This window comes from Pseudomonas sp. TMW22080, assembly GCF_022496745.1.
In the GTDB taxonomy this organism is placed as follows: Bacteria; Pseudomonadota; Gammaproteobacteria; order Pseudomonadales; family Pseudomonadaceae; genus Aquipseudomonas; species Aquipseudomonas bubulae.
On the sequence record NZ_SCFF01000005.1, the window covers coordinates 493506 to 517659 of the forward strand.

18 protein-coding genes are annotated in these 24154 nt (G+C 60.6%); 4 read left to right on the top strand and 14 right to left on the bottom strand.

The genetic code is table 11. From position 1 onward, the window contains the following. Positions 1–5: 5 nt before the first annotated feature. The 13 genes from EQV96_RS19215 to EQV96_RS19275 form a co-directional block, all read right to left on the bottom strand. Positions 6–2786 (bottom strand): hybrid sensor histidine kinase/response regulator, encoded by a 2781-nt coding sequence (locus tag EQV96_RS19215; RefSeq protein ID WP_095001024.1) that lies wholly within the window; start codon positions 2784–2786, stop codon positions 6–8. Between the two features lie 99 nt (positions 2787–2885). Then, positions 2886–4184: a phosphoribosylamine--glycine ligase gene (gene purD / locus EQV96_RS19220; RefSeq protein ID WP_095001025.1), complete on the bottom strand. Its 1299-nt coding sequence runs from the start codon at positions 4182–4184 to the stop codon at positions 2886–2888. 183 nt (positions 4185–4367) lie between these two features. Beyond that, the gene (purH, locus tag EQV96_RS19225) at positions 4368–5975 is read right to left on the bottom strand and encodes a bifunctional phosphoribosylaminoimidazolecarboxamide formyltransferase/IMP cyclohydrolase (protein ID WP_095019746.1); all 1608 of its coding nucleotides are present in this window, start codon (positions 5973–5975) and stop codon (positions 4368–4370) included. 81 nt (positions 5976–6056) lie between these two features. After that, a complete protein-coding gene (fis, locus tag EQV96_RS19230) occupies positions 6057–6377 on the bottom strand; it encodes a DNA-binding transcriptional regulator Fis (protein WP_003439210.1) in 321 nt (106 codons plus the stop codon). Then, positions 6374–7387, bottom strand: a complete 1014-nt coding sequence (dusB, locus tag EQV96_RS19235) for a tRNA dihydrouridine synthase DusB (RefSeq protein ID WP_095020812.1) — start codon at positions 7385–7387, stop codon at positions 6374–6376. Before dusB ends, fis begins: the two co-directional genes overlap by 4 nt. Before the next feature lie 197 nt (positions 7388–7584). After that, positions 7585–8838 carry a DUF3426 domain-containing protein gene (locus tag EQV96_RS19240; RefSeq protein ID WP_240882258.1) on the bottom strand — a complete coding sequence of 418 codons (1254 nt, stop codon included), beginning with the start codon at positions 8836–8838 and terminating at the stop codon, positions 7585–7587. A 30-nt stretch (positions 8839–8868) separates the two neighbouring features. Beyond that, the gene (gene prmA, locus EQV96_RS19245; RefSeq protein ID WP_095019748.1) at positions 8869–9747 is read right to left on the bottom strand and encodes a 50S ribosomal protein L11 methyltransferase; all 879 of its coding nucleotides are present in this window, start codon (positions 9745–9747) and stop codon (positions 8869–8871) included. 272 nt (positions 9748–10019) lie between these two features. After that, positions 10020–11378, bottom strand: coding sequence for an acetyl-CoA carboxylase biotin carboxylase subunit (gene accC / locus EQV96_RS19250; protein WP_095001029.1), 1359 nt, complete (start codon positions 11376–11378; stop codon positions 10020–10022). A gap of 17 nt (positions 11379–11395) precedes the next feature. Further along, the gene (gene accB / locus EQV96_RS19255) at positions 11396–11854 is read right to left on the bottom strand and encodes an acetyl-CoA carboxylase biotin carboxyl carrier protein (RefSeq protein ID WP_095001030.1); all 459 of its coding nucleotides are present in this window, start codon (positions 11852–11854) and stop codon (positions 11396–11398) included. 25 nt (positions 11855–11879) lie between these two features. Then, a complete protein-coding gene (gene aroQ / locus EQV96_RS19260; RefSeq protein WP_048360251.1) occupies positions 11880–12335 on the bottom strand; it encodes a type II 3-dehydroquinate dehydratase in 456 nt (151 codons plus the stop codon). A gap of 130 nt (positions 12336–12465) precedes the next feature. Beyond that, positions 12466–14232, bottom strand: coding sequence for a protein-disulfide reductase DsbD (locus tag EQV96_RS19265; protein WP_240882259.1), 1767 nt, complete (start codon positions 14230–14232; stop codon positions 12466–12468). A 156-nt stretch (positions 14233–14388) separates the two neighbouring features. Then, positions 14389–16350 (bottom strand): methyl-accepting chemotaxis protein, encoded by a 1962-nt coding sequence (locus EQV96_RS19270; protein WP_240882260.1) that lies wholly within the window; start codon positions 16348–16350, stop codon positions 14389–14391. 80 nt (positions 16351–16430) lie between these two features. After that, entirely contained in the window at positions 16431–18074 is a 1644-nt protein-coding gene (locus tag EQV96_RS19275) for a PleD family two-component system response regulator (protein WP_095019751.1), read from the bottom strand. Positions 18075–18317: 243 nt separating this feature from the next. On the opposite strand from EQV96_RS19275, the gene EQV96_RS19280 reads away from it, so the two are divergent. From EQV96_RS19280 to speA, 4 genes are all read left to right on the top strand, one after another. After that, positions 18318–19385, top strand: a complete 1068-nt coding sequence (locus EQV96_RS19280) for a DUF2333 family protein (RefSeq protein ID WP_095001034.1) — start codon at positions 18318–18320, stop codon at positions 19383–19385. A gap of 3 nt (positions 19386–19388) precedes the next feature. Continuing rightward, on the top strand, positions 19389–19922 hold the full coding sequence (locus EQV96_RS19285; protein WP_095026017.1) for an NUDIX hydrolase: 534 nt from the start codon (positions 19389–19391) through the stop codon (positions 19920–19922). A gap of 310 nt (positions 19923–20232) precedes the next feature. Beyond that, a complete protein-coding gene (locus tag EQV96_RS19290) occupies positions 20233–20604 on the top strand; it encodes a translation initiation factor Sui1 (RefSeq protein WP_095026016.1) in 372 nt (123 codons plus the stop codon). Positions 20605–20812: 208 nt separating this feature from the next. Then, a complete protein-coding gene (gene speA / locus EQV96_RS19295) occupies positions 20813–22732 on the top strand; it encodes an arginine decarboxylase (RefSeq protein ID WP_095001036.1) in 1920 nt (639 codons plus the stop codon). A 77-nt stretch (positions 22733–22809) separates the two neighbouring features. Here the strand turns inward: speA and EQV96_RS19300 are convergent, their stop codons facing one another. Further along, positions 22810–24153, bottom strand: coding sequence for an MATE family efflux transporter (locus EQV96_RS19300; protein WP_150629269.1), 1344 nt, complete (start codon positions 24151–24153; stop codon positions 22810–22812). Position 24154: the final 1 nt, after the last annotated feature.

Here is a 24154-nt window from a genome sequence, read left to right on the forward strand (position 1 = left end):
GTCTGTTAGGACAGTTGCGTACGGGATTGACGCAGCTCACGTTGTTCGACCCAAAACTCCACCAGTTCGCGCAGTTGCGACAGTTCCACGGGTTTGGACATATGCCCGTCCATACCGGCCTGCCGGGCGCGTTCCTTGTGTTCGGTAAGGATGTGGGCGGTCAGGGCGACAACCGGAGTTCGTACCCGCTGGTGGCTGACTTCCCAGGCGCGCAACTGCTCGGTGGCGGAAAATCCGTCGAGTACCGGCATTTCACAGTCCATCAGCACCAGGTCATAGCGCTGGGTCTTCATCGCCTTGAGCGCTTCGGCACCATTGCAGGCCGTGTCCGGGTTCAGGTTGAGCTTGCCCAGCATGCCGCGGATAACCTTGGTCGAGATGTTGTTGTCTTCGGCCACCAGAATGCGGAAGTCGCCGGGCACGGAGACCGCAACGGCAGCGGGGCCATTGGCGGTGGTTTGTGCGGCGGCATGGCCTTTGTTGCGCTGGGTCAGTTCGTCCGCCAGGGTGGTCTTGAGGGTGTAGCCGGCCACCGGTTTGGCGAGGATGCGCTTGATCCCGCAGTTACGCGCAATGATCTTGCTAGGGGCATTACTGATACCGGTGAGCATGACCAGCAGGATGTCGTGATTGAGGCTCGGGTCTTCCTTGATCTTGGCGGCCAGTTGCATGCCGGTCATGCCGGGCATGTTCTGGTCCAGCAGGACAATGTCGAAGTAGTCACGCAAGTGCGCCTTGGTGCGCAGCAAGGCCAGGGCTTCCTTGCCCGAGGCGGCGGCGCTGACATTCAAGCCCCAGGCGGAGCATTGCTGCACCAGCACTTTGCGGCAGGTGTCGTTGTCGTCCACCACCAGTACCCGCGCGCCTTTGAGCGGGCTGTCGAGGTCCGAGGTGGGGTGTTCCAGGTGTTGCGGGTCCAGGGGCAGGGTCAGCCACAGGTTGCTGCCGGTGGTTTGACCGGACTTTATGCCGAATTCGCCGCCCATCAGCATGATCAGCTGGCGGGCGATCACCAGCCCCAGGTGGCCGCCCAGGCGGGTGGCGGCAAGGAAGTTCTTGCTGTGCAGTTCGGCGTGCAACAGGGCGTCACGCTCCTGCTCATCCATCGGCTGGCCGGAGTCCTGGATGGCAATGCGCAAGCGTGGCGGGCCATTACGCTCCTCAAGGGCCACGACGATCAGGATCTCACCCTCGTCGGTCTTTTTCAGGGAGCTTTCGAGCAGGCTGAGCAGGGTCTGGCGCAAGCGTGTGGGGTCGCCGCTGATCACCCGTGGCACTTGTGGCTGGATAAAGCTGATGAGTTCGACGTTCTGCTGTTCGGCCTTGGTGCGGAAGATGCTCAGGCAATCCTCGATCAGGGCATTGAGGTCGAACTGCACGTCATCCAGTTCGATCTGCCCTGACTCAAGCTTGGAAATGTCGAGGATTTCGTTGATCAGCGTCAGCAGCTCATTACCGGCGCTGTGGATGGTCTGTACGTAGTCGCGCTGCTTGACCGAAAGCGGTGTGCCCAGCAGCAGCTCGGTCATGCCCAGCACGCCGTTCATGGGGGTGCGGATTTCATGGCTGATCTTGGACAGGAACTCGGCCTTGGCATTGACTTCGGCCGTGCTGGCCGCCAGTTCGCGGCTGATGCTGAACTGGGCCTGGGTGATGCTGCGGTTGCGTTCGCTCAGGGCGAAGCTCATCAGCAAGCCGCTGATGCACACCACGCACATCAGCGCCAGCACCAGCTCCTGCGGTGCGATGAGGGTCAGGCCCAGTAGCGCCGGGAGAATCACCAGGGTGCCGATATTGAAAATCACCATCGCCATGGCAAACATGCGTGCCGGTTTGTAGCCCTTTTGCCAGTGGTAAACCGATACGGCCAGAATGCTGACACTTGCCAGTCCGACCAGGGCATAGGTAATGAGGTTCAGCGGCAGGTTGTCGATAAACAGCAGCAACAGGCCACCGAGGGCGATAATAAGAATGTCCAGCAGCAGCAGTTTGAGCAGCCGATGGGCACCGCGACTCGCGAAAAAACTATAGGTGAACATCAGCCCGCACGGCGCGGTCAGCAGCAGTGTCAGGTAGGCGCCCGGGGTTTGCAGGCTGTGCCACTGCCCCAGCCAGGGGTCGAGCAGGTTCAGGAACAACACTGAACTGGCCATGAGCAATGCTTCGCAGATCGCCAGCCACAGGCTGCTGGGCGAGCGGCTGAAGGCAAAGCGCACAATGTTGTGCAGCAACAGCATCGTCATGCAGCCCAGCAACAGGCCATAGAGCAGGGGCTTGCTCTGGCTGGCGGCCAGCATCACGGCAGTGTCGAGAGTAATGTGGGGGCGCAGCTGGTGGTCAGAGACCATGCGCAGGTAAACATCCAGCGGTTCGGCGCTTTGCGGCAGGGGCAGCAGGTAGTCACTGCTGGGCACCGGTTTGCGGTTGGTGGGCAATGCCGAGCCGGTGTTGATTTCGCTGATCAGTTTTTGATCATCGAATACATACATGTCCAGGCGCGCCAGGTCAGGGGCAAACAGCCGCAGGATCTGCTCGTGCTTGTCGGGTTGCAGGCGTACACGCAGCCACAAGGCTTCGCCGGGTTCAGCAGCACCAATGCGGTCAAGGTCGACAGGGCTGAACTGGCTGGACAGGCGAGGGGAGCGTACATCGCTCAGTTGCAGGCTGGCCTGCGGGTCTGACAGAACAGACCAACTGGTCGCTGTAGCGGCTTGCGCAGGCATCATGCCAAGCACAGTGGCCAGTAGGGCGGCGGTAAAAGCTATGGCGATCCTGAGCCAGCGCACGGCGAAATCCCTTCATGGATTGAAGCTAGACGGTAACTATGCGCGGGCCTGGAACGGTTAGGCAAGGGCGCAGACGCCCCGCCTATCCGTATGGAGTGTTTACTCCTGAGGTTCACCACGTTCGCGAGCAATGGCACGGTAGCCGATATCGTTACGGTAGAAGCAACCCTCCCACTCGATGGCCTTGGCCAGCTCGTAAGCCTTGTGCTGTGCCGCTTCTACGGTGTCGCCCATGGCGGTTGCGCACAACACGCGCCCCCCCGAGGTCACCACCTCACCGGCTTGATTGAGTGCAGTACCGGCATGGAACACTTTGCCTTCCAGCTTGGCGGCTGCGTCCAGACCCTGGATGACAGTACCTTTTGCGTAATCGCCAGGGTAGCCGCCGGCGGCCAGCACGATACCCAGGCTCGGGCGCGGATCCCATTGCGCTTCAACCTTGTCCAGCGCTTGAGCCAGAGCCGCTTCAACCAGCAGTACCAGGCTCGATTGCAGGCGCAGCATCACCGGTTGGGTTTCCGGATCGCCGAAGCGGCAGTTGAACTCGATCACTTTCGGGTTACCGGCCTTGTCGATCATCAGCCCTGCGTACAGGAAACCGGTGTAGACGTTGCCTTCTTCGGCCATGCCACGCACGGTTGGCCAGATGACCAGGTCCATGACGCGCTGATGAACGTCAGCGGTGACCACCGGGGCAGGGGAGTAAGCGCCCATGCCTCCGGTGTTCGGGCCGGTGTCGCCGTCACCGACACGCTTGTGGTCCTGGCTGGTGGCCATCGGCAATACGTTCTTGCCGTCGACCATCACGATAAAGCTGGCTTCTTCGCCGTCGAGGAACTCTTCGATCACCACGCGCGAACCGGCTTCGCCAAAGGCGTTGCCTGCGAGCATGTCACGCACGGCGTCTTCGGCTTCGGCCAGGGTCATGGCAACGATAACGCCTTTACCTGCGGCCAGGCCGTCAGCCTTGATCACGATCGGCGCGCCGACTTTTTGCAGGTAAGCCAGAGCCGGTTCGATTTCGGTGAAGTTCTGGTAGTCGGCGGTCGGGATCTTGTGACGCGCCAGGAAGTCTTTGGTGAACGCCTTGGAGCCTTCCAGCTGGGCAGCGCCAGCGGTCGGGCCGAAGCAGTCCAGGCCACGGGAGCGGAACAGGTCAACCACACCGGCAACCAGCGGGACTTCCGGGCCCACGATGGTCAGGGAAACGTTTTTCTCGGCAAAGTCTGCCAGTTGCTCAAGGGCCAGCACGTCGATGGCGACGTTCTCGCATTTGGCTTCAATGGCGGTGCCGGCGTTGCCCGGGGCAACGAATACTTTGGCGACACGTGGGTCCTGAGCTACTTTCCAGGCCAGTGCGTGTTCGCGGCCACCGCTGCCAATGATCAAAACATTCATTTCAAAAACCTCGGATGACGCTGAATTCTGATGAGCACCGCTGAGGTGCCTGAAGGCCGGGCTTTTGTGGGAGCCGGGCTTGCCCGCGATACAGGCACCTCGGTGTTTCAGACACTACCGAGGTGTTGCTGTCGCAGGCAAGCCAGCTCCCACAAAAGCCGGTGCCTACATGGGATCGTGCTGTTAGTGACGGAAGTGGCGCATGCCGGTGAACACCATGGCAATGCCCGCTTCGTCAGCGGCTGCAATCACTTCGTTGTCACGCATCGAGCCGCCTGGCTGGATCACGGCAGTGATACCGGCTTTGGCTGCGTTGTCGATGCCGTCACGGAACGGGAAGAATGCGTCCGATGCCATGACCGCGCCCTGCACTTGCAGGCCGGCGTGTTCAGCCTTGATCGCAGCGATACGGGCCGAGTTTACGCGGCTCATCTGGCCTGCGCCGACACCGATGGTCTGACGACCCTTGGCGTAAACAATGGCGTTGGATTTTACGTACTTGGCCACTTTCCAGGCAAAGATCAGGTCGTTGATCTCTTGCTCGCTCGGGGCGCGCTTGGTCACGACTTTCAGGTCTTCGCTGCCGATCATCTCGATGTCGCGGCTCTGTACCAGCAAACCGCCGTTAACGCGTTTGAAGTCCCAGGCCGGGGCGCGATCTTCGCTCCACTGGCCGCAGGCCAGCAGGCGCACGTTGGCTTTGGCGGCCACGATGGCGCGAGCTTCTTCGCTCACGGACGGGGCGATGATCACTTCAACGAACTGACGCTCGACAATGGCCTTGGCCGTTTCGGCGTCCAGCTCACGGTTGAAAGCGATAATGCCGCCGAAAGCCGACTCGGTATCCGTGGCGTATGCCAGCTCGTAGGCCTGGCGAATGCCGCCTTCGGCGTCCGGGCTGACGGCAACGCCGCACGGGTTGGCGTGCTTGACGATGACGCATGCCGGTTTGACAAAGCTTTTTACACATTCCAGCGCGGCATCGGTATCGGCCACGTTGTTGAACGACAGTTCCTTGCCTTGCAGCTGGGTTGCAGTGGCAATGCTGACTTCGGTCGGCTTGGCTTCAACGTAGAACGCCGCTTTCTGGTGCGGGTTCTCGCCGTAGCGCATTTCCTGGGCCTTGATGAACTGGCTGTTGAAGGTGCGCGGGAACAGGCCGCGGTCTTCGGTGCTCAGTGTTTCAGCGGCCTGGTTCACGGTGCCCAGGTAGTTGGCGATCATGCCGTCGTAGGCGGCAGTGTGTTCGAAGGCCTTGAGCATCAGGTCGAAACGCTGCGCGTAGGTCAGGCCGCCGGCCTTGAGGTTTTCCAGAACATTGGCGTAGTCGCTGGCATTGACCACGATGGCCACGTCTTTGTGGTTTTTCGCTGCCGAGCGAACCATGGTCGGGCCACCGATATCGATGTTCTCGATGGCGGTCGGCAGGTCGCAACCTGGTTTGGAGATGGTGGCTTCGAACGGGTAGAGGTTGACCGCGACCAGGTCGATCGGCTTGATGCCGTGCTCGTTCATGATGTCGTCGTCGATGCCGCGACGGCCCAGGATGCCGCCGTGGATTTTCGGATGCAGGGTTTTCACCCGACCGTCCATCATTTCTGCAAAGCCGGTGTAGTCCGCGACTTCAACAGCGGCCACACCGTTGTCTTGCAGCAGCTTGAAGGTACCGCCAGTGGACAGGATCTCGACGCCGAGGGCTTCCAGTTCACGGGCGAAATCAAGGATTCCGGTTTTGTCGGAAACGCTGATTAGAGCGCGGCGGATCGGCAGGCGGGTAGTCTGATCGGTCATCTCGATTTCCATCAAAAGCAAAGGAGTCAGCAAAAAAGGCGGCCTGTTTTATCAGGACGCCTTTCAGGTTTGATTGAATGCTTACAGCAGATCGTACTGTTTGAGCTTTTTGCGCAAGGTGCCGCGATTGAGGCCCAGCAGCTCGGAGGCCTTGGTCTGGTTGCCCTTGACGTAGTTCATGACGCACTCGAGAAGGGGAGCCTCGACTTCGGAAAGTACCAGGTTGTAGACGTCCGTGACTTCAGCGCCCTCCAGATGGGCGAAATAATTGTGCAGCGCCTTCTCGACACTCCCGCGAAGGGTCTGGCCTTCTTCGCTCGGTGTATTGAGGTGCTGTTTCAAGTTGACGTTGTCGCTCACGGGCGTTGTTCCACTCACTAATGTCTCGGTCATCATCGTCATGCGGCCACCCATCCTTCGTCCCCTGTCACCAGGCTCTTGTGTCGTTCGGCGAAAAACGCCTGAACGTTGGCGCATTGTGCTTCCGTATCTTCCAAACGATTGAAGTGGGCGCGAAACTCCTTGGCGCCCGGCAAGGTTGCCAGATACCACCCGACATGCTTACGGGCGATACGTACGCCCAGCACCTCCCCATAGAAGGTGTGCAATGCAGCCAGGTGCTCTAGCAGAATACGTTCCACTTCGATCATCTCCGGTGCCGGCAGCAGTTGCCCGGTACGCAGAAAGTGATCGACTTCGCGGAAAATCCAGGGCCGCCCCTGGGCCGCCCTGCCAATCAACAGTCCGTCAGCCCCGGTCGCGCTCAGCACGTGCAGGGCCTTTTGGGGTGAATCGATATCGCCGTTGGCAAACACCGGTATCGACACGGCCTGCTTGATCGCGGCAATGGTGTCGTACTCGGCATCACCGGTGTACAGGTCGGCACGGGTTCTGCCGTGCACCGCCAGTGCGCTGATCCCGGCTTGTTCGGCGATCTTTGCCACCGTGATGCCGTTCTTGTTGTCCCGGTCCCAGCCGGTGCGGATCTTCAGGGTAACCGGCACATCAACCGCAGCCACGACGGCCTGCAGGATCTCGTTTACCAGTGCTTCGTCTTTCAGCAACGCGGAGCCGGCGGCCTTGTTGCAGACCTTCTTTGCCGGGCAACCCATGTTGATATCAATAATCTGTGCGCCCAGCTCCACATTGGCTCTGGCGGCGTCTGCCAGCATTTGCGCATCACCGCCGGCGATCTGTACCGAGCGTGGCTCGGGATCACCGTCGTGAATCATGCGCAGGCGCGATTTGCGACTGTTCCAGAGACTCATGTCACTGGTGACCATTTCCGAAACAACCAGGCCTGCACCCATGCGTCGGCAAAGCTGACGAAAGGGCTGGTCGGTGACACCCGCCATGGGGGCGAGAATCAAACCGTTGTTCAATGTATATGGGCCGATGCGTACCGCCGACATAGGACTTCCCTGTTGTGGGGCCGGATCTTGGGAGTTCGAAAAAGGGTTGGCATGATACCCGCTCTCGATGACTGGTTAAAGCTGCAATTGAGTGAATTTTGAACAATAAGCAGCAAGTTTCAAGGGTCAAGCGGCAAGCCGGTGCGCTTTAAACGTGTCGGTTACAGCTTAAAGCTAGCAACTTGTGCGAAACCCGCTCATTCGGGCGAGTGAAAACTCAGGCTGTAGTTCACGGCCTTGGGGCCCGGGTCGAGGATGTCCAGAGCAATGTGGATAGGGGTTTGCGGTGGCATTTCGGCTTTGGCCAAGTCGCCGCTGAGGTATTCGCCAGGTTTAAACCGACGACTGGCGATCATTTTGCCGTTGAGATCGGCAAATCGCAGCTCCAGCAGCGGGAAGGGCTGAGAGAACGGTGCGCGATTGTAGAGGATTGCATCCACCACCAGCGCACCGGCGAATTCCGGATGACTGCGTACCACCAGATTGCTGCTCTTGATCCGGTCGATATCGACCTTGGAGGGCACCGTACAGCCGATCTGCGGGCACAGCTGCTGGAAGATCGGGCGGTACTGGTCCTGGCGTGCCAGTTCGTCGAAGTGGTTGGCAATGTACTGCCCGGCCAGTGCGCCTGCGGCAAGGAGTACCAGCAAGCTCCAGAGCAGGCGTTTGCCCCAGGGCGTACGGCGTTTTTGCCAGTCCAGCTGCAGCGGATCGTCCACCAGATCCATCAGCGGGTCTTCGCCCATGGCCGGTTCATTGCGTTTGCGTCTGTCCTTGCTGACGGGCGCAGGCTCAGGGAGTGCGTCGTCCTCGTCCTCGGTGGCAGACAGTCGTTCGCCTGTCAGCGGCGGTTCGAGGTCGTCGTCCAGGGAAAGCTGAAGCGGCGGGGTATCGTCGGGTTCATCGAGGTCCAGTGACAATGACGGCTCGGTGCGTCCGGTTTGCGCAATCTCGGCGGCTTGCCCGGCAACCTTGGCGGATTCGGCGCGGTCTGCCGCAGATTCGCTGAACAGGCTGTCTGACCACTCACCTTCTTCTGCGTCAGAGGTTTCGCGACGAGCGCTTAGCGACGTGGTTTTGGGCTTGTGCGGTTGGCCAAAGCTTTTGCTGGGCTGGATTTCACGCTCTTCGAGCTTGGCCAGTTCTTCGTCCAGATCCAGATGGTCGAGATCGATCGTGCTGGTCTGCCACGGTGCCGGGTTGACCGGCACGGTTGGGGCAGGTACTTCGACAGGGGTAGGTTCGATCACTTCGGGCGCGGCGACGACGGGCATCTCCACGGCGGGCGGCTGCCCTGTTTCAGTGCTCTGGTTCAGCAGCTGCTGCGCGGCATTGAACACTTGCAGGCAGGCGCCACAGCGCACCACACCGCGCGCCATGCCCAACTGGGCGTGGCTGACGCGAAAACTGGTCTGGCAATGTGGGCACTGGGTAACGAAGCTATCGCTCATGCGGCCATCCGGATTGGGCATGGTTTCATTCTAGCGCCGACGGCCGCTGATGCGCACCCAGCCATCGCGATTGGCAATCGGGTCCAGATCGAAGTCCTGGGCGTAAGCGGCGGCCACTTCTTCGCCCTGTTCGGCGAGGATGCCCGACAGTGCCAGGCGACCACCCGGTTTGACCAGGCTCGACAGTTGCGGGGCCAAAGCAACCAGTGGGCCGGCGAGGATATTGGCGACCACGACATCGGCCTGCACTTGTGGCATGTCTTGCGGCAGGTACAGCGGGAACAGGGCCGGGTCGATGCCGTTGCGGTTGGCGTTGTCGCGTGAGGCTTCCAGCGCCTGCACGTCGATATCGGTGCCGACGGCTTCCTTGGCTCCCAGCAACAGGGCTGCGATGGCGAGGATGCCCGAGCCGCAGCCGAAGTCCAGTACGTTGCAGTCTTTCAGGTCCTGACCGTCCAGCCATTCCAGGCACAGGGCGGTGGTCGGGTGGGTGCCGGTGCCGAAAGCCAGGCCCGGATCGAGCAGCAGGTTGACGGCATCCGGCTCGGGAGCCGCGTGCCAGCTTGGCACGATCCACAGGCGCTGGCCAAAACGCATCGGGTGGAAATTGTCCATCCAGCTGCGTTCCCAGTCCTGGTCTTCGATCACTTCGGCGTGATGCTCAGGCAGTGGCGAACCGGTCAGCAGTTCCAGATGGGAGAGTACGAGTTCGGCTTCGGTGCCGCCTTCGAACAGTGCCAGCAAATGGGTGTGCGACCACAGCGGGGTGGTGTTGAGCTCAGGTTCGAAGATCGGTTGGTCTTCGGCGTCCATGAACGTAACCGAAACGGCACCGACTTCGAGGAACGCGTCTTCGTAGGTTTCGGCTTGTTCCGGGCTGATGGCGAGGCGTACTTGCAGCCAAGGCATGGCGGGCACCTTTGAAAAATTGGAGTGTGCAGCCGGTCGGGCCGCGAGAAGCGCGCAAGTTTACGCGAGCGTAGGCATGGGGGGTAATCAAAAAACGATGAATGCAACGGATCCCTGGTGGGAGCGGGCTTGCTCGCGATACAGGCGACCTGGTCTGGCAGGTTGGCCCGTGTGAGGCCACCGCGAGCAAGCCCGCTCCCACAAGGGCAGTTGCCTGCCTTGCAGAAACAACAAAGCCGCTCGAAAGCGGCTTTGTTGATCAGAATACAAACTTACTGATTAGCCAGTTTGTGTTCCAGGTAGTGAATGTTGACGCCGCCTTTGCAGAAGCCTTCGTCATTCACCAGATCACGGTGCAACGGGATGTTGGTTTTGATCCCGTCGACCACGATTTCGTCCAGGGCATTGCGCATGCGCGCCATGGCTTCGTCACGGGTCGAGCCCCAGGTGATCAGCTTGCCGATCAGGGAGTCGTAGTTGGACGGAACCTTGTAGCCGCTGTACAGGTGCGAATCGACGCGAACGCCGTTGCCGCCCGGAGCGTGGAAGTGCTTGACCATGCCTGGGCTCGGCATGAACGTCGCCGGGTCTTCCGCGTTGATCCGGCACTCCAGCGAGTGACCGTGAATGTTCACGTCAGCCTGGGTGAAGGACAGCTTGTTGCCGGCTGCGATGCTCAACATCTCTTTGAGGATGTCGATGCCAGTGACCATTTCGGACACCGGGTGCTCTACTTGCACACGAGTGTTCATCTCGATGAAGTAGAAACGACCGTTCTCGTACAGGAACTCGAAAGTACCCGCGCCGCGGTAGTTGATGTCCACACAGGCCTGTACGCAACGTGCCAGAACTTCGGCGCGTGCGGTTTCGTCGATGCCCGGTGCCGGAGCTTCTTCCAGCACTTTCTGGTGACGACGTTGCAGCGAGCAATCGCGGTCGCCCAGGTGGATGGCATTGCCCTGGCCGTCGGAAATGACCTGAACTTCCACGTGACGCGGATTGGTCAGGTATTTCTCGAGATAGACCATCGGGTTGCTGAACCAGGCGCCGGCTTCTTCGCGGGTCTGCTTGGCAGCTTCGATCAGGTCTTCTTCACGGTGCACAACGCGCATGCCGCGACCACCACCGCCGCCAGCGGCCTTGATGATTACCGGATAGCCGACTTCACGGCCAATGCGCAATGCGGTTTCAGGGTCTTCCGGCAGCGGGCCGTCAGAACCTGGAACGGTCGGAACGCCTGCTGCGATCATGGCGTGCTTGGCCGATACCTTGTCGCCCATCAGGCGAATGGTGTCGGCTTTCGGGCCGATGAAGGCAAAACCGGATTTCTCGACCTGTTCGGCGAAGTCGGCGTTTTCAGCCAAAAAGCCGTAGCCCGGGTGAATCGCCGTGGCACCGGTCACTTCCGCGGCCGCGATGATGGCCGGAATGTGCAGGTAAGACAGGTTGGCCGGTGCCGGACCGATGCAGACGGTTTCGTCTGCCAGGCCCAGGTGCATCAGCTCTTTGTCGGCAGTGGAGTACACCGCGACAGTCTTGATCCCCATTTCCTTGCACGCCCGCAGGATGCGCAAAGCAATCTCGCCACGGTTGGCGATCAGGACTTTTTCCAGCTTCTGAGGCTTCAACATCGTTGGCTCCCCGTGGTTCAAACGATGGTGAACAGCGGTTGGTCGAATTCAACCGGCTGACCGTTTTCTACCAGGATGGATTCGATAACACCGGCTTTTTCGGCGGTGATGTGGTTCATCATTTTCATCGCTTCCACGATGCAAATGGTGTCGCCGACCTTGACGGTCTGGCCCACTTCAACGAAGGCAGGCGAGGTAGGCGCCGGGGTGCGGTAGAAGGTACCGACCATTGGCGACTTGACCACAAAACCGTTCAGTTTCGGTGCAGCAGGCGCTTCGGTCACGGTGGCAACCGGGGCAACAGCCACTGGCGCTGCAGCAGGCGCTTGCATTGGGGCTGGCGCGTAGTACTGCTGGGCAGGTGTCTTGCTGTGACGGCTGATACGTACGGACTCTTCGCCTTCTTTGATTTCCAGCTCGTCGATGCCGGACTCTTCCAGCAGCTCGATCAGTTTCTTAACTTTACGGATATCCATGAATCGTCAACTCCCAATGGGTCGGTCAGGGGCGTTTAGCTTGTAGTTCAAGCTGTTCCAGGGCGGCCTCCAAGGCCAGTCGATAACCGCTGGCGCCAAGGCCGCAGATCACACCTACCGCAACGTCGGAGAAGTAGGAGTGATGGCGGAAAGGTTCGCGTTTGTGCACGTTAGACAAATGCACTTCGATGAATGGGATGCTCACCGCCAGCAGCGCGTCACGTAATGCCACGCTGGTGTGGGTAAAAGCCGCCGGGTTGATCAGAATAAAATCCACCCCTTCGTTGCGGGCAGCGTGTACGCGGTCGATCAATTCATACTCGGCGTTGCTTTGCAGGTAGAGCAAATGGTGGCCGGCATCACGGGCCCTTTGTTCCAGATCCTGATTGATTTGCGCCAGGGTGGTAGCGCCGTAGACGCCCGGCTCGCGGGTGCCGAGCAGGTTCAGGTTGGGGCCGTGTAGTACCAGGAAAGTCGCCATCTGCTGTTCCTTATTATCTGTGTGCAGTTGTCAGTGCCGGGCGACTATGCCGAAAAGCGGATTCGCTGTCCAGTTAACTGCAATAGCCAGCACGATGACCGATGTTCGCGAAAAGTTTGTGACTGAGGCTCTAGATCTGGTCATTCGCGATCGCAACACGTTCGGCGAAGTCCGCGGCATTGATCTCGCCGATGACCCGTTGGTCACTTATTTCGGCTCCCTCCTTGCCGAAGAACATCAGTGCCGGAGGGCCGAACAATTTGTAGTGATCGAGCAGGGCGCGTTGTTCGGCATTGCTGGCAGTCATATCGAAACGCACCAGTCGGTAACCCTTGAGCAGATCCAGCACCCTGGGGTTATTCAGCACCTCATGTTCGATCACTTTGCAACTGATGCACCAGTCGGCGTACCAGTCCAGCAACAGTGGTTGCCCAGCGGCTTTGGCCTGGGCCAGTGCGCTGTCCAGTTCGGCCGGGGTGCTGACAGTGAGCCATTGGCCTGCTGGTACTGCAGAACCATTTGCGGCGCTGGCAACCGCTTGGGAATGGCCGATGGGGTTGAGCGGATCGCTCTGACCGCTCAGGGCGCCAAACCAGCAGGCCAGGGCATAGACCAGTAAAAACAGGCCCAGCAGTTGAGCCAGACGCTGGCGCGGGGCTTTGCTGGTGAACTCGAGGGTGCCAAGGAACAAACTGACACCCGCCGCCAGCGCGCCGATCAGCAGCAGCGTGACCGGCCCGGGCAGCACGCGGCTGAGCAGGCCGATTGCCAGGCCGAGCAGCAGTACGCCAATCGCGTTTTTCACACTGACCAGCCACGGTCCGCTTTTTGGCAGCCAGGCCGCACCACCGGTTGCGACCAACAGCAACGGTGCGCCCATCCCCAGGCCCAGGGCGAACAGCTTCAAGCCGCCACCCAGCGCATCGCCACTGGCGCTGATGTACAGCAGCGCCCCGGCCAGCGGCGCCGATACACAAGGAGAAACCAGCAGGCTGGAGACCACGCCCAGCACCGCCGCGCCCCACAGCGAGCCACCCTGGGTGCGATTGGCGACACGGTCGAGGCGATTGCTGATGGCTTGCGGCAGTTTCAGTTCAAATACACCGAACATGGCGAGGGCGAAAATGGCGAAGAACAGCGCGAAAGGCACCAGCACCCACACCGATTGCAAACGTGCCTGCAAATTGAGTTGCGCACCGAACATGCCCATCAAGGCGCCCAGCAGGGCAAAGCAGGCCGCCATCGGCAGCACGTAGGCCAGCGACAGGCTGAAACCGCGCAGCCCGCCCACCTGGCCGCGCAACACCACGCCCGACAGAATCGGCAGCATCGGCAGTACGCAGGGAGTAAATGTCAGGCCCAGGCCGGCCAGGAAAAACAGCGCCAGTTCGCGCCAGTTCCACGCGGTTGCCGGTTCGCCGGTGCTGCTGGCTGTGCCGCCATCGATGCTCAGGCGCTCGGTTTCCGGCGGGTAGCACAGGCCCTTGTCGGCACAGCCCTGGTAGGTGACCACCAGGGTGAAGGGGCGCTGGTCTTTGGCCGGGCGCGGGATATCGACGTCAAGAATGCCGTGATAGACCTCGACATCGCCAAAGTACTCATCGTGTTTGGCTTCGCCGGGGGGCAGTTGCGCGGTGCCCAGGGCGATATCGGCGGGTTCGGTCTTGAAGGCGAACTTGTGCCGGTACAGGTAATAGCCTTCGGTGGGCACGAAGCGCAGCTTGATCGACTCGGGTGTGCTGCTGATGAGGTTGAGCTTGAAGGCTTCGCGTACTGGCAGAAAGTCGCTGCTGTTGTTGATGGCGCCCAGGGTTGCGCTGGGGCGGTTATCCAGCAAGCCCGCGCCCATGGCAGGCACGGCAAACAGTAGACACAGGAGCAAAAGCAGGCGGCGCATAGGAATCTCGCAAATCAAACGTGGGGGCATGATAGCGCGGTGCATGGGTATGTGGGTGTGTGGGAGCGGGCTTGCTCGCGATTGCATCACCGTGGTCATGCAGGTAGACCGAGTCGTCGGTATCGCGAGCAAGCCCGCTCCCACAAGGGGGGCGGGTTACACCCGAAACGCCTGCACCGCGGTGTTGAGTTCTGACCCCAGCGTCAGTAGCTGCTGGCTCTGGTCGCGGGCAATGCCGATGCGTTGCAGGTTTTCGTCCCCCAGCACGTGAATGCGCTCGCTGTGGTCGCGAATCTCGCTCACCGCCCCGGTTTGCTGGGCGGTGACGTCGGCGATGCGTACGGCGGTAGTGGAGATGGTGGCTATCGCGTCGACAATTTCATCCAGTGCACCGTCGGCATCCTGTGCCTGCTGGGCAGTCGCCTGCGCGTGGCTGACTTGTGCGCGGATACCTTCAACTGACTGGCGGGCGGCCAGTTGCAGGCCGCCAATCAGGGTCTGGATTTCGTTGGTCGCGCCTGCGGTGCGCTGTGCCAGCGAGCGCACTTCTTCCGCGACAACAGCAAAGCCGCGGCCCATTTCACCGGCGCGGGCCGCTTCGATAGCGGCATTCAGGGCCAGCAGGTTGGTCTGGTCGGCAATCGATCGAATCACCGTAAGCACGCCACCGATGGTGGCCGACTCTTCGGCCAGGCGTTCGATGGTTTGCGCGTTACCTTGTACTTCACCGACCAGGGCATGCAGCCCGGTCAGGCTCTGGCCAATCACCCGTTGCCCCTGGGCCACCGCAAGGCCAGCACTGCGGCTGGCATCGGCAGCCTGGCTGGCGTCGCCCGCCACTTGGGAAATGGTGGCCTCCAGCTCACCCAGCGCGTCGCGGATTTGTGCGCTATCGCCGGCCTGGCGCTCAGCGCCGCTGTGCAGTCCGGAGCTCAGCTCGGCCAGGGTCCGGCTGCTGCCGGCCACTTGCTCGGCATTCAGGCGCAAGGTGCCTACCAGGTTCACCAGATAGCTGCGCAGGCGGTTTAGTGACGCCTCGATATCACGCAATTCCCGGTTGGTTTTACCCAATTGAATGTCGCGGCTGAAATCACCTTCGGCCCAGGTCGACAGCAGCGGTGCAAGGTAGGTCAGTACCCGCGCCAGTTTGCGCTGCAAGGTGTCGATCAGGAGTGCGATCAACAGGATAAGGCCAATCATCAGGCCCTGGATCAGCCGCACTTCATTCTGGATTTGCCCGTGTTCGGCGCGCACAACGGGCTCCAGCCCGGCAATGGCCTGCTGTACGGCGTTGAGCTTGAGGTGGGTGGCGGCGCTGAGCTGGCTGCGTTGTTCGATCTGGTCCCGGGTGCGCTTGAGTTCTGCGGGGTAGCGGCTTAGCAGGCTGTTAAGTTCGCGCTTGAGAGCAATTCCTGCATCTTCGGCTTGGGTTGTTTCGGTGGGATCAAGGCCCATCATCGCGGCAAAATCATCGGTGCCCGAGGCACTTTTACTGCTCACGCCCAGCAGGGGCAGGGCGTCGATTTGCCTGGCCTGGAGCTCAATGCTGTCCAGCTCACGTTCCACATCGCCGGCCAGTTCACTGCGTCCGCTACTGACCAGTTTTTCGCGGGCGAGGGACAGCTTGGCCAGGTGTTGCGAGGCAGTAAACAGCAGGGGCAGATAAGCGCGGGCCTCGTTGGAAGTGGCGTCACTGGCATATTGGCCGAGTTGTTCCAGGCCGGCGCTCAGCTCGCGTTCGGCCTGTAGCAGTAAGGCCTGGGGGTCGCCGGCCAGTTTGCCAGCGGCCAGCAGTTCGGAATTGCTGTAAGTGCTGAGGTTTTCCAGGCTGGGGCGCAGTGCATCGGCCAGTGCGGGCGGCAAAGGAGTGAGTTCGTTTTTGAGAGTGTCGAGGGCGCTGTTGGCATCACTCAGGCGCAGGGCGTCACCGCTGGCCAGGTAGTCCTCGATATTGCGTGCCACTGTGTTGTGGAACTGCTGCGAAAGGCTCAAGTAGCGTTCCATCAGCAAAAATGGGCGTTCCAGGGCCTGTTGTGACCACCACAAGGTTGCACCCAGCGCGAGGCACACGGCGACCAGCAATAGCGTGTTGAGGTTGGTTAGCAGCTTGAGGCGCATGTGGGATTTTGCCTACTACACAGTCAGAAGCGGCAAAAGTTATTGCACTTAAGTTACAGCGTTGTGACGAAAACTCGGGATCAGGGGCAAATAGTGGCAATTGGCCTTGTCTGGTGAAAGGGTTGTACCTGATTGCGCCCATTGTTCTTGGCGCGGTACAGCGCCTCATCGGCCTGGGAGGCCATTTGCAGGCTGTCGGCTTCGCCCTGCATCTGTACCACGCCTGCGCTGAAGGAGCACGACAGGTCTGCGGGCTGGGCCGGGTAGTGGATTTCGGCAAAGCGCTGGCGAATCTGATTGAGTACCTTATAGGCCGACTCTTGATCGGTGTCAGGCATCACAATCGCGAATTCCTCGCCGCCGTAGCGGCCAATAAAGTCGCTTTTGCGCAGGCGCTGCTTGAGAAACAGCGCCAGGCTCTTGATCACCCGGTCGCCCATGGGGTGGCCGTAGCCATCGTTGACGTGCTTGAAGTGATCGAGGTCGAGCATGGCAAAGCTCAAGGGGCGGTTCTCGCGGCGGGCGCGAAAGGTGCAGTCTTCGAGCAGTTGCAGGATATGGGTGTGGTTGTACAACCCGGTCAGGCTGTCGCGCACCATCCGCGCCTTGAGATGGCGGGCGCGCACGGCACGGTTGCGTACGGTGGTGATCAGATGGCGCGGCTGGATTGGCTTGGTCAGGAAGTCATCGCCGCCCTCGCTCATGGCATCAAGCTGCTTGTCCATATCGTCTTCGGCCGACAGATAAATGATTGGCACGCTGACGTAGCGGTCGTTGTGGCGGATGACCTTGGCCAGCTCGGTGCCGGTACAGGAGGGCATGTACATGTCGAGGATGATCAGGTCTGGCTGGAAGTCTGCCAGCTCGGCCATCGCCTGAATCGGATCGATCAGGGTGCGGGTAACAATGCCTGCGCTGTTGAGCAGGCGCTCGGTGTGCAGCGCCTGGGCCCGGGAGTCGTCAATGATCAGCACTTTGTAGGGCTCATATTGGGCGACACAGGTCAGCACCTCGATTTTCTCCATCAGGCTGGAGGCTTCCAGGGTGCCGGTCAAAAACGCCTGCCCGCCTGCGCGCACCGCTGCAAGGCGGGTCGGGGTGTCGGTTTCATGCAGGCTGAAAAACAGCAGCGGCAATTTTTGCTCAAGACCGGCCTGGGCCTGGGCGGCCAGTTCAAGGCCAAAACCGGGGCTGGCAAAGTCCACGTCCATCACAATGGCGGCCGGATGACGCTCGGCCATGGCCTGACGAAATGCTGCCGGGCTGCTGATCGCCTGGGCGCTGAGCTCGAAAAACTCCAGCTGCCTGGCTAGTCGGTCGGCGCGCGACAGGTCTTGCAGCAGGATATACACCGGCTTGCGCAGCGGTGGCAGGTTGATATTTCCCATCAAGTCGCCCTGACGCAGGCCGGTGCGTGACAGGCGCTGCATAAGGCGATTGAGTTCGGTGATGATCGAGCTGCTCAGGCGGCTCTGGTTGGCGGCCATGTCCTGCAGCGCCAGGCCGATGGCCCGCGCCAGCGCGGTATGCTCCGGTTGCTCGAAGCGCTCGGCAAAGCGCAGCAGGCGCAAATTGGCGTCGTCGAGCTCGGCCAGGCCGGCAGGCGACCACTCATTGGCCTGCAGACGTTGCCAGATCTCAAGGATCTGGCGGGCCTGGTGGGTGACACGCTGGGCAAAGTGGTTTTTCAGACGCTCGCGACTGGGATCTTCTTGCTCGGTCATAACCTGGCTGCTGGGTAGGGAGGCATGCTGAAATCGAATGATGGCTCTATGCTAGCAGCTCATTGCAAATCTACGAGTTTCTCCTTGAAATTAACTGTCGGGCAGCCATATTGCCCATCACCTGTGCGCTTGTTCTATAGTGCCGGGCGTAGTGGCCCCCTGAGATAAAAAGCGTGCATGCAAGGCACGATGGGTTAGGGTTGTGGTCGAACCGTTGAATCAAGCATATGAAAGGATATAGCCATGCTGGACTGGAAAAAACGTGAGGGCACAGCCCGCGAATCGGTCAAAGAGCCCAAAATACAGTCGCGTGGCTATTTCAAGAGCATCCTGCTGAGCCGTTCCATCGCGGTGCTGGTAGGGATTTTTGTGCTGGTGAACCTGGGTCTGGGCTGGTACTGGAGCCAGGAGCCGGATCTGTTCCCGGTGCAGCAAAACGCGCAATTGGCGGCCGAAAAAGAAGGCAAACAGATGGTGCCGGGCTTCACCACCGTCGAAACCCTCAAGACCGTGGCCGGCACATTGCTGAGCAAACCGGGCGGTTACCTGTCCAATGACCGTTTTCCACCGGGCATTTTTCTGGACAACATCCCTAGCTGGGAATACGGCGTTCTGGTGCAGGTGCGCGACCTGACCCGCGCCCTGCGCAAAGACTTCGCCCGTTCACAGTCGCAGTCTGCGGAAGATGCCGATCTGGCCAAGGCCGAGCCGCGTTTCAACTTCGACAACAAAAGCTGGATGCTGCCGTCCAGCGAATCCGAATACCAGGAAGGCATCAATTCCCTGAGCCGTTATCAGGCACGCCTGTCTGACCCGAATCAGAAAAACGCCCTGTTCTATGCCCGCGCCGACAACCTCAACAACTGGCTGGGCGATGTGGGCACCCGTCTGGGCTCCCTGTCGCAACGCCTGTCGGCCAGCGTGGGTCGGGTCAAGCTCAACAGCGCGCTGAAAACCGAAAGCCTGCAACCGGGTCAGGTGCCGGTGGTGGATGAAGAGGTGGTAGAAACCCCGTGGATGCAGATCGACAACGTGTTCTATGAAGCCCGTGGTCAGGCCTGGGCGCTGTCACACTTGCTGCGTGCCATTGAGGTCGACTTTGCCGATGTGCTGGCGAAAAAGAACGCCACGGTCAGCGTGCGCCAGATCATTCGCGAGCTGGAAGCGGCGCAAGAACCGGTCTGGAGCCCGATGATCCTCAATGGCAGCGGCTATGGCGTGCTGGCCAACCATTCGCTGGTCATGGCCAACTATATTTCCCGCGCCAACGCGGCGGTCATGGACTTGCGTCAATTGTTGTCGCAAGGCTAAGCAATGGCCATTTCAGCCTTGGAGGCCGCACACCGTGCGGCCTCTGATGTCGAGCAAGTTGCCTGGGTGGATCGCGATGATCGCCTGCTGGGTGGTCTGCCCCGTCATGAATTGCGCGAGCGCGGCCTGATTGGACGAGGTACGTTCATTTTGCTGTTCAACTCTGCCGGGGAGCTGTGCGTGCATCAACGCACCCTGAGCAAAGCGCTGTACCCGGGGTTCTGGGATGTGGCAGCGGGCGGCATGGTCGGGGTGAATGAAACCTACGCCGAATCGGCGGCCCGTGAGTTGGCCGAAGAACTGGGTGTGAGTGGTGTGCCGCTGACGGCCCATGAGCGCTTTTACTTCGAGGCTCCGCAAAACCATCTGTGGTGCGCAGTGTTTTCAGCGGTGTGGGACGGCCCGTTGCAGGTGCAGCCCGAGGAAGTGCAGCAAGCGTGCTTTATGCCGGTGGCCGAGGCATTGCACCTGAGTACGCAACTGGACTACTGCCCTGACTCACTGGATGCGCTCAAGCGTTATATGACCCAGGGCTGACGTTGATTCCCCCTGTGGGAGCGGGCTTGCTCGCGATTCAGTCGACCCGGTTTTTCAGTTGCACCGCTGCGATCCCATCGCGAGCAAGCCCGCTCCCACAAGTTCGTGGCTGGCGCTTTAAAAAATGCCGCCGATTGGCTATTGGGATGCAGCGATTTTGTCGTTACACTGCGCGACCTTTTTCAGGCTCAGGCGGTTTTCCCTCCTGAGTTGCGCTGCCCCTGCCAGAGTGGGGCTTCGCGGTCGGTACACCCTGGCGCAACAGCGCCAGGCACCGGCCAATTATTTGTCCTCCGAATGAGGATTGCCGGTGGCCAAAAAAGCCGCATCCTTCGCCGCCCTGGGTGGCCTGGTATTTTCCACCGACGCAGGTCGTCACTGTCCGGACTGCCGTCAGCCGGTGGACGCCTGTACCTGCAAACAAACCCTGATCCCCGAAGGTGACGGTATCGCTCGCGTGCGCCGCGAAAGCAAAGGCCGCGGCGGCAAGACGGTGACCACCATCACCGGCGTGCCGTTGGCTGAAGACGCACTCAAGGAACTGGCCACGACGTTGAAAAAACGCTGCGGCACCGGTGGCGCGTTGAAAGACGGCATCATCGAGATCCAGGGCGACCACGTCGAACTGCTGCTGGCCGAGCTGGTCAGGCACGGTTTCAAAGCCAAGAAGTCCGGCGGCTAGCAGCCTCTGTGAAAGCCACCGCACAGCCGTTCTGGCGCCCCTCGAAGGCTGGTCAGAGCGTGCTCGCCATGGTTTTCACAGAGCCTGTTATCACCGGTTTCTAAACTCGGCGCTATTGTCAGGGTCTGACTAATCGTCACGTTCACACTTTAGACTGCGCCAGCCTGCTTTCAGGCTGGGCTATTTGACTTATTTATAGGGGACTTCGATGTCCGTACGACGCACACGCAAAGACGATGGCAGCCAATGGACAGTTGCGGACAGCCGCAGTGTTTACGGGATTCGCCATTGGGGGGCCGGGTATTTCGCGATCAATGAAGCCGGTCGCGTAGAAGTCCGTCCGAACGGCCCGAACAGCTCGCCCATCGATTTGTACGAGCAGGTCGACGAGCTGCGCAAGACCAGCGGTTTGTCCTTGCCGTTGCTGGTGCGTTTCCCGGATATCCTGCAAGACCGTGTACGCCAGCTGACCGGCGCATTCGATGCCAACATCGCGCGCCTGGAATACCAGAGCGAATACACCGCGCTGTACCCGATCAAGGTTAACCAGCAGGAAGCGGTGATCGAAAACATCATCGCTACCAAGAACGTGTCGATCGGTCTTGAAGCCGGCTCCAAGCCCGAGCTGCTGGCCGTGCTGGCCCTGGCGCCCAAGGGCGGCACCATCGTCTGCAATGGTTACAAGGACCGTGAGTTCATCCGCCTGGCGCTGATGGGCCAGAAGCTGGGTCACAACGTCTTTATCGTGATCGAGAAAGAATCCGAAGTAGACCTGGTGATCGAAGAAGCGGCCTCGCTCAAGGTCAAGCCACAGGTTGGCCTGCGCGTGCGCCTGTCGTCCCTGGCGTCGAGCAAGTGGGCCGACACCGGCGGTGAAAAATCCAAATTCGGTCTTTCTGCCGCGCAATTGCTGTCGGTGGTTGAGCGCTTCCGTGCGGCCGGTCTGGACCAGGGCATCCGCCTGCTGCACTTCCATATGGGCTCGCAGATCGCCAACCTGGCGGACTACCAGCACGGTTTCAAGGAGGCGATCCGCTATTACGGCGAACTGCGCAACCTCGGCCTGCCGGTTGACCATATCGACGTGGGCGGCGGTCTGGGTGTGGATTACGACGGTACCCACTCGCGCAACGCCAGTTCGATCAACTACGACATGGACGATTACGCCGGTGTGGTCGTGGGTATGCTCAAAGAGTTCTGCGATGCGCAGAGCCTGCCGCACCCGCACATCTTCTCCGAGAGTGGCCGTTCCCTGACCGCCCACCACGCCATGCTGGTGGTGCAGGTGACCGACGTCGAGAAACACAACGACGACGTGCCGGTGATCGAAAACAAGGAAAGCCTGCCGGAAACCGTGCAATGGCTGGTGGACCTGCTGGGGCCGACCGACATTGAGATGGTCACCGAAACCTACTGGCGCGCCACGCACTACATGAGCGATATCGCTGCCCAGTACGCTGATGGCAAAATCACCCTGGCGGAAAAGGCCCTGGCCGAACAGTGCTACTTCGCGGTGTGCCGTCGCCTGCACAACTCGCTGAAAGCGCGTCAGCGTTCCCACCGTCAGGTGCTGGACGAGCTCAACGACAAGCTGGCCGACAAGTACATCTGCAACTTCTCGGTGTTCCAGAGCCTGCCGGACACCTGGGCGATTGGCCAGGTACTGCCGATCCTGCCGCTGCATCGTCTCAACGAAGAGCCGCTGCGTCGCGCCGTGCTGCAAGACCTGACCTGTGACTCTGACGGCAAGATCAAGCAATACGTCGACGAGCAGAGCATCGAAACCAGCCTGCCGGTGCACGGGCTGAACGAAGGTGAAGACTACCTGCTGGGGATCTTCCTGGTGGGCGCTTACCAGGAAATCCTCGGTGACATGCACAACCTGTTCGGTGACACCGACTCGGTGAACATCTACCAGAACGAAGACGGCAGCGTGTACCACGCCGGTATCGAGACCCATGACACCATCGAAGACATGCTGCGCTACGTGCACTTGTCGCCTGAAGAGCTGATGAACCACTACCGCGACAAAGTGGCCAGCGCCAGTATCAGTGCCAAGGAGCGTACCCAGTACCTCGACGCATTGCGCCTGGGCCTGACCCGCTCGTCGTACCTGTCGAGCCACTGATCCCCACGGGCTTCAGAGCTGACCGAAAAACGCCGGCCTGTGCTTTGCACGGGCCGGCGTTTTTTTTCGCCTCAGTGTCAGGCGCCGAACCACTGATTCTTGCGCTGCATCTGCCATGCATACACGCCCAGGGTCAGGCTGCGCAGCACCATAAACAGCAGGAAACTTATCCACAGCCCGTGGTTGCCATAGCCGTGCAGGACCCAGGCGGCGGGGAAGGCGATGACCACGCTGATGACCATGGCATTGCGCATTTCACGAGCGCGGGTAGCACCGATAAACAGCCCGTCAAGCAGGTAGCTCCATACTGCAATCAGCGGCAGCAGGGCCAGATAGGGCAAGTACTGGAAAGCGGTTTCGCGCACAACGGGAATATCGGTCTGCATTTGCACAAACAGATGCCCGCCGAACATAAACAGCAGCGCAAAACCCAGGCTGGCCAATAGTGACCAGCCGCAGGCCACCACCATCGAGCGGCGCAACGCCTCACGGTCGCGGGCGCCAATAGCGTGTCCGCACAGTGCCTCGACGGCGTGGGCCAGACCGTCCAGGGCATGGGCAGCAAGCAGCAGGCCATTGAGCAATAACGCATTGGCAGCCACGGTGGCATCGCCCAGGCGGGCGCCTTGCAGGGTGATGGAGAAAAACACCAGTTGCAGCATCAGGCTGCGGATAAAAATATCGCGATTGACCCCCAGTAACGGCTTCCAGTTGTGCCACATGCCCAGGGCGGCCCACACTACCTTGCCCGGATATCGACGCAGGGCACCGCGGGTCAGCCACAGGCCGAGCAGGGCGCCGCTCCATTCGGCAATCACCGAAGCCCGGGCCGAGCCTGCCACCCCCCAGTCCAGCCCGAGGACGAACCACAGGTTCAGCGCGATATTTACCAGATTGGTCGTCAGCAGGATCGCCAACGGTGCGCGGGCGTTTTGCGTGCCCAAAAACCAGCCTACCAGTGCATAACTGGCCAGTGCGGCGGGCAGGCCAAACAGCCGTGTGTGGAAGAACTCCAGAGTCAGCGCGTGCAGTTCGGTGGAGGGCTGCATCAGGCTCAGGGCCACGCCGCTAAAAGGAATCGCAATGGCCCCCAGCAGCATCGACAACAGCACGCTGAGCAACAGGCCCTGCAGCAGGATTTGCCGCAGCGCGGCGCCATCACCGCGTCCGGCGGCCTGCGCGGCGAAGCCGGTGGTGCCCATGCGCAGAAAACCCATCATCCAGGCCAGGAAGATATACAGGCTGGCGCCCACGGCGACGGCGCCCAGTTGATGGGCGTGGGGCAAATGGCCGATGACAGTACTGTCGACCAACGCTACCAGCGGCACGGAGATATTGGACAGGATCATGGGGGCCGCCAGCGCCCACACCCGGCGATGGGTAGGACGGTCGCGCCAGTCGGCTAACAGGGAAGATGACATG